This is a genomic window from Noviherbaspirillum sp. (assembly GCF_035654295.1).
Lineage (GTDB): Bacteria > Pseudomonadota > Gammaproteobacteria > Burkholderiales > Burkholderiaceae_D > Noviherbaspirillum.
In genome coordinates this window covers 1-11785 of record NZ_DASRXF010000137.1, presented here as the reverse complement: position 1 = coordinate 11785, position 11785 = coordinate 1, and the positions used below count along the sequence as shown (strand labels likewise).

The window sequence follows — 11785 nt, the reverse complement described above, 5'->3', positions numbered from 1 at the left end:
GCTGCCGTTATCCATGCGCAGGCCGAGCTGGTAGGCATTGCGCCCCTGTGCATTGCGCTCCATCTGGTGGCCGACCATGGCGCCGCCGATTACACCGGCAACCGTGGCCGCCTTCTTCCCGCGCCCGCCGCCGACCTGGTTGCCCAGGAGGCCGCCGACGACGCCGCCGACCACCGCTCCGGTGCCGATGCCCTCATTTCCGCCCCCCTGGACCAGCTGGATCGACTCGACGATGCCGTAGCTGCTGCCATAGGCGCCGTAGACCGGGGAGGATGCCGGGTAAGTCTGCACCGGGGCGGGATAGGATGGGCCGACGACCGGATAGCCGGGACCGGTGCTCGCGCATCCGGTGATGAAGATGGTCGCGGCAATAGTGGCGGAGAGGAGAATTCGGGAAGAAGTTTTCATGGCAGACCTCATTGTGTGTGCGGTCATTAAACGCCAAAAGGGGAAGCCGCAGCCAGTGTCGGCAGGTAACGAGTGCAACAAGATGTTTCGCTGGCGACGGCAGCGCGAGTTGGCTTTTGTCATGGAAGCGCGGGCGCACCAAAAAGATAATCGAAACAGGAACACAGCGCGCCCGACTTCCCCCATGGAACATTCCCACGACAAGCCGCACACATTCATGCAGCGCCTGCGAAGGCTGCTGGTCGGCGCGGTGGAGGAATGGATCAACGACCGTGCTTCCAGCAAGGGTGCGGCGCTGGCCTTCTACACGCTGTTCTCGCTTGCCCCGGTGCTCGTCATGGTGCTGGCGATCGCCGGCGCGATTTTCGGCGAGGCCGCGGCACGCGGTGCGATCTTCGACGAACTGAACGCGCTGGTCGGGCCGGCAGGCGCCGAGGCCATCCAGTTGCTGCTGGCAAATGCGCGCAATACGGAAGCGGGGGTCCTGGCAACGTTGACGGCGATCGGCCTGCTCATCGTCGGCGCCACCACCGTGTTCGGGGAACTGAAAGACAGCCTCGACGAAATCTGGGAAGTACCGCAAGCCCATCAGCCTGGCATCATCCTCTTCATCCGCAGCCGCCTGCTTTCATTCAGCCTGATCCTGGTGCTGGCCTTTCTGCTGCTGATCTCCCTGTCCATCAATGCGGCGCTCGCCGTGCTGGAGAAATACATCGGCGCATTCTGGGGCGACGCCACCTATATCCTCCTCCCCCTGTCGTCCGCGATCTCCTTCGGCGTGATCGCGACCTTGTTCGCCGCCATCTACAAACTCTTGCCGCAAGTACGGCTGCCGTGGCGCGATGTCTGGGTCGGCGCCATCGTCACCGCCGCCCTGTTCCAGATTGGACGAAAGCTCATCGGCGCCTACCTGGGCAACAGCGAGTTCGTCACCAGCTTCGGCGCGGCCAGCTCCATCATCGCGCTCATGATGTGGGTCTACTATTCCGCGCAGATATTCTTTCTCGGTGCGGAACTGACGCGCCAGTATGCGCTGTGGTTCGGCAGCATGAGCACGCGGGAAGCGAAGACCCAAGGATCGTAGGGTGGGTAGAGCGAAGCGAAATCCGCCGAAATAACGTTCGGAGGAGCGCAGGTGGGTTTCGCTGCGCTCTACCCACCCTACCGACCTTTAATCAACTGGAACGTGGGCCGGTGCCGTTGGCGAGCTGGCTGTGATAATGCACGATGCGTTCGATCGCATATTCGGCGCCTGCCTTGCGCACCGCGTTACGGTCGCCGTCGAAGCGCCGGGTTTCCGAAAACACGAGCGTCGTGCCTTCATGCTCGAAGCCCCAGGCGAAGCAGATGGTGCCGGGCGGAATGCCGTCCGCCGGCGTCGGCCCGGCAATGCCGGTGTTGGCGACGGCCGCGGTTGCGTGGCTATTGCGCAGCGCGCCGTGCACCATCTCGCGCGCCACGGCCTCGCTCGTGAGGTTGTACTTCTCGATGGTGGCGGGGTTCACGCCGAGGAGCCGGCACTTCGCCTCCGGTGCGTAGGTCACGAAACTGCATTCGAGCCAGCTGCCGCAGCCCGGCACATCGCCGAGCGTGGCGACGACCAGCCCGGCGGTGCAGGACTCGGCGGTGACAAGCCGCAGCTTGTGGCGGTCGAAATAGTCGGCAATGCGTTCGAGGTTTTCCATTCGTCTCCCTCATGATGGGGTCATACGAAGGATAGACAAGCGTTCGCGGTTTTCGTTTCGCGCCGGCGGAGTTACTTGGTCTCGAAAGTCGTCACGCCGTCCCAATCCGCGCCAGGGGGATTGGCGCGCAGGTGCTCGATGCGCTTCAGGTAGAGCTGGTACAGCACTTCGTCCGGATGCACCGCGAGGAGTCCGTTGAGCAGGGCCTCGGCCTTGTCCCAATCCTGCGCACGGACCAGGGCCAGCGCCGCATGCCACTGTTCGACCTCTGCCCTGCGGGCCGCATCCAGTTCTGCATCCAGCGCCAGCGGCTCGAAAATCGGCACGGGTTCGTTCTTGCCCTTGACCCGCACGCGGTCGAGTTCGCGATAGGCAAACTGCGGCGCCGCGCGCCTGGTCGCGTCGCCCACGGCGACGCCGACGCCATAGACCTTGGTGATCCCTTCCAGGCGCGAGGACAGGTTCACCGCGTCGCCCATCACCGTGTAGGCGCGGCGGATCTTGGAACCCATGTCGCCCACGCGCATCTCGCCGGTGTTGAGGCCGATGCCGATCTTCAGCGGCGGCCAGTTGCGTGCCATGAAATCGGTGTTCAGCGCCTTGGCCGTTGCCTGCATCTTCAACGCGGTGGCCACGGCGCGCGACGCATGGTCGGGCAGGTCCACCGGCGCGCCCCAGAAGGCCATGACGGCGTCGCCGATGTACTTGTCCAGCGTGCCGCGGTTGCCGCGGATGTCTTCCGACATCGCAGTGAGGTAGATGTTGATGTATTCGCGCAGCGCATTCGGATCGAGGCCTTCCGAGATTGTGGTGAAGCCGCGCACGTCGCAGAAGAGCACCGTCAGTTCGCGGCTTTCGCCTTCCATGCTGTAGTTCTCGGGATTGGCCGCCATGACAGCCACGAGCTCCGGCGCCACGTACTCACCGAACAGGTTGACCATCGCCCTGCCCTTGCGGTACTCGAACAGGTAGCCCCAGGCAATGTTGAAGATGAACAGCGCCGCCACCAGCAGGAGCGATACCGCAATCGGCACTACCCAGTTCAGGTACTGGTACATCGCGAAGTTGGCGCCGACCACGCCCGCCATTGCCAGCACGGACGCCAGGATGGAGGGCAGCGGCGTCAGTACCGGCAGCAGGAGCCCGAGGGTGAGGCCGATGAGAACCACCTGCGCCAGCTGCAGGCCGATGCTGAAGTCCGGCTCCTGCTTGAATTCGCCGTCCATGATGGAGGCGATGATGTTGGCATGCATTTCGACGCCGGGGTAATCGGTGTTCACCGGCGAGGGACGCAAGTCCTTCAAGCCGGCCGAGGTGGTGCCGACCAGCACGATGGTATCCGCGAGGTGCTCCATCGGTACCTTTTCCTGCAGCACGTCGACCGCCGACACGTAGCGGAACTGTCCGCCGCGCGGGCCGCCGGGCCCGCGGTAGTTGATCAGCGCCGTCATGTGGCGCTCGAGCGGAATGGTGGTCGCCTTGGGCTTGCTGTTGAGGCGCAACGCCTTGAGCGCGCCGTAGGTGCGATGGTTTTCACCGCTCAGCTGCGTTTCATCTTCGGTGTAGAAGATTGGCTTGATCTTGCTCGCACCCAGGCCCACGCGTGCCGTCGCCAGCGCGAGGGATTCGTAATAGTTGTCACCCACGCGCGCCAGCAGGCTCAGGCGGCGGATCGTGCCGTCCGGGTCCTGGGTCGGGTTCATGAAGCCGCCGGCCCGCGCGGCGGACTGCAGGTCTTCCAGGTTGCCGGCATAGGATTTGTATGCGGTGGAGTCGATTTCCATGCCGCCCAGTTCGGAGATGGAAAAGGCCGGCGCCGGCAGCATTCCCTTCGTCACCGCGTCCGGTTCGTTCGACAGGAAATAGCCAAGGATGGTGGCGCGCCCGTCGAGTGCGGCCGCGAATTTGTGGTCGTAGTCGAAGCGCGGCTTGAGCGCGCGTATCCGCTCCGGGAATCCGGCGATGTCCCTGAACTCCTTGCGCGCCAGCGATTCGAGCGTGCCGTAGCCGGAACTGGTGTCGGCTTCGGAAAAGATCACGTCGAAGCTCACCGACTTGGCGAAATACTTCTGGTCGAGCTTGTCGACGAGCCTGGCCACCACATCGCGGCTCCACGGCCAGCGTCCGATCTCGGCGATGCTTTTCTCATCGATATCGACGATCACGATGCGCGGGTCGAGGCCGCCGTTCTGCACGCGCATGCGCATGTCGTAGGCCAGCACGTCGAGGCGCTCGATGAAAGGCAGCGGCGGGAAATACGCGATCTGCAGCGCAGCGAGCAGTGTCAGGCACAGGGCCACCGCCCAGCGCGAACCGAACTTCGATAGGAAACGCAAGATGACTCTCCCTGGTGCGCCGGTCAGGGCGTATAGCCCGGGATCCGGCTTTCATCGACATCGTCGATCTGCGCCGGGTCCATGAAGCGCTGCGCGTACTGCAGATAGACTTTCTTGCGCACGAAGATGTCGAAGAGATCCGGGTCGATGTGGTTGCGCAGCCTGAAGCCGCCGAGGATTTCCAGCGATTCGCTGAGGGTCTTGCCCTTCTTGTACGGCCTGTCCTTCGCCGTCAGCGCCTCGAAGATGTCGGCGATCGCCATCATGCGCGCCTGCACCGACATCTGATCGCCGCGCAAGCCGCGCGGGTATCCGTTGCCATCCATCCGCTCATGGTGGCCGCCGGCGTATTCGGGCACCTGCTGCAAGTGCTTCGGCCATGGCAGCGACTCCAGCATGCGGATCGTGACGGAGATATGGTTGTTGATGATTTCCCGTTCCTGCGCATTGAGGGTGCCGGCGCGAATGGTGAGGTTGGTGACCTCATCCTCGCTCAGCAGGTCGCGCTCATAGCCGTCCGGCCCGATCCAGCGGGTGCGCGCAATGTCGGTCACGCGCTTCTGCGCCTCCGGGGACATCGCTTCGGATCCGATATTGGCAAAGCGCAGGAACTCGCGGTCGTCGTCGAGCCGCGCGAGCTCTTCGCTCAGGCCACGGTTGATTTCCTCGTGCCGCTTCGGGTCGTTGCCGGCCGCGAGCTTCTCCTTGAGCGAGCGGATTTCCGCATCGCGCTTGAGCACTTCGAATCGCGTATCGACGAGGTGGATGCGGTCGAACAGGCTTTCCAGCTTGGTCGCCTTCTCGACCACATGCACCGGCGTCGTGATCTTGCCGCAGTCGTGCAGCAGGCCAGCAATCCAGAGTTGCTTGCGGTCGGCCGGCGTCATCCGGAATTCCGTGAGCGGGCCCTTGTCGGTGTCGTGCGCGGCATCGGCCAGCATCATCGTCAGTTCGGGCACGTGCTCGCAATGGCGGCCGGTGTGCGGCGATTTTTCGTCGATGCCGATGTTGATCAACTTGACGAAGGATTCGAACAGGTTCTCCAGCAACTGGATCAGCTGCTGGTTGGTGAGCGCGATCGCAGCCTGCGAGGCCAGTGCCTCGATGAAGCGCTGGTCGGTATCGGAAAAGGCCCGCGTCTTGCCGGTCGCCGGGTCCTTGGCGTTGATGAGCTGCAGCACGCCGATGACTTCGCGCTCGTGGTCCATCATCGGCACAGTGAGGAAGGACTGCGAGTGGTAGTTGAACGTCTCGTCGAACTTCCGCATGCCCGAGAAGTTGAAGGCTTCGACCTGGTAGACGTCCTGGATGTTTACCGACGTGCCGGTGTTGGCGGCATAGGCGGCCACGGCGCTGAGGTTGCGCTCGCCGGACGCTGTAACCAGCGGGATATCGGGAATCTCGATCTTGTGGCCGCTGGTGCCGCCCTGGTACATGCCCAGTGTGTCGTTGATCGAGATGTTGAAGCACAGAGCCTGCTTGTCTTCGCGTGTGCGGTACAGCGTTCCGCCGTCCGCGTGCGTCATGGCCTTTGCCGCCTTCAGTATCCTTTCCAGGAGCAGCGGCATGTCGTGGTTGGTGCTGAGCTCGACGCTGAGTTCGGTCAGTTGCTCCAGCCGCTGTGCGATATCGGTGTAACTCGAGTCACTCATTATTGTCCGGTTGCCCCGGCATCCCGGCAGTGGTTGCAGTTGCAGTGCGGCAGGCGCATCGACGCAACCTCGCTGGCTGCCGCAGCATCAATCAAAAAGTTGAATCAGAAGACGAATTCGTCTCCGCATTTGAGCGCGCGGAAGGGACGGCCGCCGCCTTCCTCCGCCAGTTCGCGCATGATCTGGTCTTCCTGTCCCGGCTTCAGGTGATAAATCAGGAACTCGATGGAATGCGCGGTGCCGCGGATGTCTTCGATCAGGGAACGCGGGCAGAAATGCATGGACTTGGCGGCCAGCTCCATGTCCGCATTGGTGAACGAGCAATCGACGATGACCTTGGCAAGCTTTTTCTCGGATTCGAGGGCGGTCCAGAGTTCCGGCGTGGACGACATGTCGCCGGAGAACAGGAACCCTGACTTTGCGTTCGTCACCATGTAGGCGACCGAGCCGACCGTATGGTTGACGGAATGGGGGGCGAGGCGTCGGCCATCGATGTCGATAAACTCTCCCGGCTCCACGGTTTCCCAGCGCAGCGACGGGTTCTCGCTGCTCGGGATGGCGGCGAAGTCCGGCCACAGGACCCAGTTGAACAGGTGCTTCTTGAGCGAGGCGATGACCTTCTCCGTCGCGTGCACCGTGATCGGCCGGGATTTCTTGCCCTGCACGGAATCGACCAGCAAGGCGAGACCGGCCACATGGTCGAGATGGCAATGCGTGATGAACACGTGCTCGATGCGGATCAGCTGGTCGATGGCGAGACTGGTGAGCCCGGTGCCTGCATCCAGGAGAATATCGTCATCTACCAGCAGGCTGGTGGTGAGGCGCTCGCGCCCGCCGATCCCTCCTGCACATCCAAGTACCTGCAATCTCATTTTGCGACGCCCGGGAGTACCGGGCAGTGTGTTGTGTGCGGCGCCTTGAGGTACGCCGCAAAAAGCGAGCTCATCACGCTCCCCCCTTTGCTTTTTTGAATGATTGTAGACCGAATCCACGGAATTGCGGCTTTTTCGTGGTCCCAAGCCGGCAGAGGAAAATTAAGCGTGCCCCGGTGATACATTTTCGCAACGCAATCCTTTATGATGAAAGGATCGCCGCAATGGCGGATCGCGCCGAATCTCACGGGGCGATATTAATAAATATGAAACTTCCCCTGATGGACGACCACTCATGAGCGCGGTTCTTGGAACACAACGAGGCACTCCCGACGACGTCAATATCCGGCTGGCGTTCTTCAAGAAACTGCAGGCAGTCACCAACAAGATCCACGCGACCAGCAACCTCGACGAAATCATGATGGACCTGTCGCAGGACATCTGCGACCTGTTCAACGCCGACCGTCTCACGCTGTACGTGCTCAGCGACGACAAGACCTGCATCGTCTCCAAGATCAAGACCGGCCTGAATTCGTTCAAGGATTTCAAGCTGCCGATCTCGTCCCAGAGCCTGGCCGGGTATACCGCGCTGTCGCGCCGCGTGCTCAACCTGCGCGACGTCTACGACGACACCGAACTGAAGTCGCATTCGCCCGACCTGCACTTCCAGCGCGGCGTCGACCAGGCGACCGGCTATCGCACCAAGCAGATGCTGGTTGCCCCACTGATCGATGAAGGGAAGAACGAGCTGCTCGGCGCTATCCAGCTGATCAACAACCGCGACGGGGAACCCTTCAGCGCGATTGCGGAGGAAGGCATCAAGGAACTGTGCAAGACGCTGGCCATCGCCTACACCCAGCGTCTGAAACCGACGCCGCTGATCCGCTCGAAGTACAGCGTGCTGGTGGAAGAGTCGGTGCTGTCCGCCGCCGAACTGGAACTGGCGACGCGTTCGGCGCGGCGCAAGAACGAGGACATCGAGGAAATCCTGATCAAGGAATTCCAGGTCAAGACGGCGGCGATCGGGCAGGCGCTGTCCAAGCATTTCGGCGTGCCCTACGAAGCGCACAAGGCCGACCGCGTCAAGCCGGTGGACCTGCTCAAGAACCTCAAGCGCGAGTTCGTCGAGCAGAACATGTGGGTGCCGATCGAGGAAGGCAAGGAAGGCATGGTCATCCTCGCCATCGATCCCGAGCATGTACGCAACGCGCGCGTCATCAACAACGTCTTCCCGAAAGCGAAGCTGTCCTATCGCGTGACGACCAACCGCGATTTCCGCCAGACCATCGACCAGTTCTACGGCGCCGAGGGCGACCTCACCTCCGTCGGCGACCTGCTGTCGGGCATGGACGACGGCGACGACGAGGGATCGGACCTGTCCGAAGCCGACCTTTCCGCCGCGGCCGAGAACGAGCTGGTCAAGCTGGTCAACAAGATCATCATCGACGCCTATCGGCAGAATGCGTCAGACATCCACATCGAACCGCGCCCGGGCAAGGAAAAGACAATGATCCGATTCCGCAAGGACGGATCGCTCGAGCCCTACATCGAGATCCCGGCAAGCTACCGCAATGCGCTGTCGGCCCGCATCAAGATCATGTGCGATCTCGACATTTCCGAGCGCCGCAAGCCGCAGGACGGCAAGATCAAGTTCAAGAAATACGCTCCGCTCGACATCGAACTGCGCGTGGCGACCATTCCCTCCGCGGGCGGCGTCGAAGACATCGTCATGCGTATCCTTGCCGCCGGCGAACCGATCCCCCTCGACAAGCTGGGCGTGCTGCCGCACAACCTGGAGCGCCTGAAGACCGCCGTCAGCAAGCCCTACGGCCTGTTCTTCGTGTGCGGTCCGACAGGCTCGGGCAAGACCACGACGCTGCACTCGGTGCTCAACTTCCTGAACACCCCGGAAACCAAGATCTGGACCGCGGAAGACCCGGTGGAAATCACGCAGAAGGGCTTGCGCCAGGTGCAGGTCAACCGCAAGAGCGGCCTGGACTTCGCGACCGCGATGCGTGCCTTCCTGCGTGCAGACCCGGACGTGATCATGGTCGGCGAAATGCGCGACAAGGAAACCGTGTCGATGGGCATCGAGGCATCCCTCACCGGCCACCTGGTGTTCGCGACGCTGCACACGAACAGTGCCCCGGAATCGATCATCCGCCTGCTGGACATGGGCATGGACCCGTTCAACTTCGCGGACGCCCTGCTCGGCGTACTCGCCCAGCGTCTTGCCAAGCGCCTCTGCTCGCATTGCAAGGCGGCCTACGAACCTTCGGAAGAGGAACTACGCCTGCTGCTGGCCGAATATTGCGAAGAGTTGCGCAACACGCAGTCCTTCAAGGAGGACGAGAACGCTGGTTACGAGGGCGTGCTCAACACCTGGAAGAAGAACTACGCTGGCAGCGACGGCAAGTTCAAGCTGTACCGCGCCGTGGGTTGCGACGAGTGCAACGGCGGCTACAAGGGCCGCGTCGGCCTGCACGAGCTGATGCTCGGTACCGATGGCCTGAAGAAGCTGATCCAGGAACACGCACGCGTGGCGCAGATGCTGGCCGCCGCCCTGGAGGACGGCATGCTGACGCTGAAGATGGACGGCATCGAGAAGGTGTTGTCGGGCATCACGGACATCAAACAGGTCCGCGCCGTCTGCATCAAGTGATCAGGTCACCAGCGGCGCATTCCTACGCCGCTCGGGGCCGAGATACTCCACGAGCTGCCCGCTCACGCCGCGCAGGCGCTGGCTGACCAGCTTGGCCAACTTGGAAAGGATGTGCAAGGCCAGCACCGGCCGGTCGTGCATCATGCGGTGATAGCTGTCCTTGGTCAGGAGCAGCAGCACGCTGGGCTGGGAGGCGATGCAGGTGGCCGAACGCGGCTCGCCGTCGACAATCGACATTTCCCCCACCGTCTTGCCGCGCTGAATCTGCACGATGCGGTGCGGCTTGCCTTCTTGGTCATACTTGAAGATCTCGACCTCCCCCTGCACCAGCAGGCACATATAGCTGCCGGGATCGCCTTCCTTGAAAATGATCGTGCCGGCACTCACCTCGTAACACTGCACGAAACCGGCGAGCGCCTCGATATCCTTCCAGTCGAGATCCATGAACAAGCGCGACTCCGCGATCATGTCGCAGATCTTTTCCCTGAACGCCGTGCCGGCGCCCATGAGCGTGAAGCTGTCTGGTATCGGTGCGGCCTGCATGTCTACCTCACCACGCAATCGACGGCATCGCTGCCGCCGGGCCCGCCTGATCCTGTCTGACTGCCCGAGCCGGTGGAGAAGGCCGGCGGCGGCGTGAACTGGATTCCCGGGTTGGACGGCAGTATCACCGGCGGCTGCGAGAAGCTCGGCGTGTAGCCGAACTGCCCCGCCGCGAAGTTTTGTGTGCCGCCCTGGTTGGTCAGGTGGATCATGCCGTCCAGCACCTGCACGTACAGGCCCGGCGCGCGGCTGCTGCTCGCACCTGGCACTGCCGGTGCCTGCGCCAGTGGCGGCAGCACCTGCAGCGGCACCGCCATCGGCATGTCGCTGCGCGCGTCGGTGTAACTGGCCGCGGCCACGCTCGCCATGCCGTACGCGGCCAACGCCGCCTCGCTCGGCGCGATGTACTCCGCAATGAAGATCGTGCCGCGAATGCCGATCGTCGCCGTCGGCGTGTTCATCCCGAACTTTTCCTTGTTGCGCTTGCCCAGCGTCCCCGTCACCGCCCGCAGTCCGCCCTTGACCAGGTTGAAGGCTGCATTGTCCTGCTCCGGCTTGTCTTCCTCGAAACTGAAGTTGTCGATCTTCAGCTGCGAGTTCGGCCGCAGCGTGATTTCGCTGTTGTCGATGAAGCGGATGCGCGCGTAGGTGTCCTTCTCGCTCACCAGCATGTCGCCCTGCTCCACCGACGATTTCACCGACAGCACCTTGGCCGTGCCATCGGCCTTCTTGGCCAGCAGCGCGCCGCTCAGGTTGACCACCGTGCCCACCGGTCCCGCCCATGCCGGTGCCGTGCCCAGCAGCGCCGCGGCAAACAACGCTGTGGTAAACAGCGGCGGCTTAGTTGCAATACATCTTTGTGGCTGGTTCATTCTTCTTCGCTCCGCTGTCTTCCGCCGTGGACGTGGTCTTCTTCTCGTCCTTGCGCTCTTCACCCTTGTTCGGTGCCTGCTCGCCCGATCCGCCGCCGGAGGCACTGCCGCTGCCAGCCTGACGGGTAGTCGAGGCCTGCGCCTTGGCCGTGGTCGCCACCACCGTGTTGGCGGTGCGGGCCACCGAGTCGCTGATGGCCTTGGCCGGGGTGGGGGCAGGCGTGCCGCCGTCGGTGCCGCCGGTCGGCGGCGGCAATACCGCCTGGCACTCGGGCAGGGTCGGATTGGTCACGCACTTGTTCACTGCCGGCAGCACCGCGGAACAGCCTTCCAGCGACGGCGTGGCCGAGCATTGCGCCAGCGTCGGCAGCACCGCCGTGCAGCCGGGCAGGGTCGGCGTGCTCGTGCAGCTCGCCATGCTGGGCAGCACGGCCGAGCAGCCGGGCTGCGAGGGAGCACTTGTGCAGGCAGACAGTGTGGGCAGCACCGCAGAGCAGCCGGGCTGCTGCGGGTTCACAGTGCAGGCATCCACGGTCGGCAGCACGGCCGAGCAGCCGGTTTGCGACGGGTTGCTGGTGCAGACCGTCAGGCTGGGCAGCACGACCGAGCAGCCGGTTTGCGACGGATTGGCCGTGCAGCTCGTCAGGCTGGGCAGTACGACCGAGCAGCCGCTCTGGGTCGGATTGGCGGTGCAGCTCGAAAGCGGGGGCAAGACTACTGCGCATCCGGTCTGCGTCGGGTTGGCCGTGCAGGTG

The 11785-nt window shown here is 63.2% G+C and carries 11 protein-coding genes; 3 read left to right on the top strand and 8 right to left on the bottom strand.

What is annotated here, in order from left to right; genetic code table 11:
- A partial coding sequence (locus VFF99_RS13640) for a glycine zipper 2TM domain-containing protein (RefSeq protein ID WP_325018753.1) occupies positions 1-408 on the bottom strand: 408 nt, incomplete at its 3' end.
- 184 nt (positions 409-592) lie between these two features.
- Between VFF99_RS13640 and VFF99_RS13635 the strand changes: the two genes are divergently transcribed.
- On the top strand, positions 593-1492 hold the full coding sequence (locus VFF99_RS13635) for a YihY/virulence factor BrkB family protein (RefSeq protein WP_325018751.1): 900 nt from the start codon (positions 593-595) through the stop codon (positions 1490-1492).
- A 91-nt stretch (positions 1493-1583) separates the two neighbouring features.
- Here VFF99_RS13635 and VFF99_RS13630 read toward each other — a convergent pair whose 3' ends face one another.
- From VFF99_RS13630 to VFF99_RS13615, 4 genes are all read right to left on the bottom strand, one after another.
- Positions 1584-2093: a CinA family protein gene (locus VFF99_RS13630; RefSeq protein ID WP_325018749.1), complete on the bottom strand. Its 510-nt coding sequence runs from the start codon at positions 2091-2093 to the stop codon at positions 1584-1586.
- A gap of 71 nt (positions 2094-2164) precedes the next feature.
- A complete protein-coding gene (locus tag VFF99_RS13625) occupies positions 2165-4432 on the bottom strand; it encodes a CHASE2 domain-containing protein (RefSeq protein WP_414691540.1) in 2268 nt (755 codons plus the stop codon).
- Between the two features lie 20 nt (positions 4433-4452).
- Positions 4453-6081, bottom strand: coding sequence for an HD domain-containing phosphohydrolase (locus VFF99_RS13620; RefSeq protein WP_325018746.1), 1629 nt, complete (start codon positions 6079-6081; stop codon positions 4453-4455).
- A gap of 104 nt (positions 6082-6185) precedes the next feature.
- A complete protein-coding gene (locus VFF99_RS13615; protein ID WP_325018744.1) occupies positions 6186-6953 on the bottom strand; it encodes a 3',5'-cyclic-nucleotide phosphodiesterase in 768 nt (255 codons plus the stop codon).
- Between the two features lie 295 nt (positions 6954-7248).
- Here VFF99_RS13615 and VFF99_RS13610 point away from each other — a divergent pair, with 295 nt between their 5' ends.
- The gene (locus VFF99_RS13610; protein WP_325018742.1) at positions 7249-9615 is read left to right on the top strand and encodes a GspE/PulE family protein; all 2367 of its coding nucleotides are present in this window, start codon (positions 7249-7251) and stop codon (positions 9613-9615) included.
- Here VFF99_RS13610 and VFF99_RS13605 read toward each other — a convergent pair whose 3' ends face one another.
- From VFF99_RS13605 to VFF99_RS13595, 3 genes are read right to left on the bottom strand one after another with little or no spacing between them, the layout of a single operon-like run.
- Positions 9616-10158, bottom strand: a complete 543-nt coding sequence (locus tag VFF99_RS13605; RefSeq protein WP_325018741.1) for a cyclic nucleotide-binding domain-containing protein — start codon at positions 10156-10158, stop codon at positions 9616-9618.
- 2 nt (positions 10159-10160) lie between these two features.
- Positions 10161-11030: a FecR family protein gene (locus VFF99_RS13600; RefSeq protein ID WP_325018739.1), complete on the bottom strand. Its 870-nt coding sequence runs from the start codon at positions 11028-11030 to the stop codon at positions 10161-10163.
- The gene (locus VFF99_RS13595; RefSeq protein WP_325018736.1) at positions 10999-11322 is read right to left on the bottom strand and encodes a hypothetical protein; all 324 of its coding nucleotides are present in this window, start codon (positions 11320-11322) and stop codon (positions 10999-11001) included. Before VFF99_RS13595 ends, VFF99_RS13600 begins: the two co-directional genes overlap by 32 nt.
- Between VFF99_RS13595 and VFF99_RS13590 the strand changes: the two genes are divergently transcribed.
- A partial coding sequence (locus VFF99_RS13590) for a hypothetical protein (RefSeq protein WP_325018735.1) occupies positions 11315-11785 on the top strand: 471 nt, incomplete at its 3' end. The two genes, VFF99_RS13595 and VFF99_RS13590, sit on opposite strands and share 8 nt — an antisense overlap.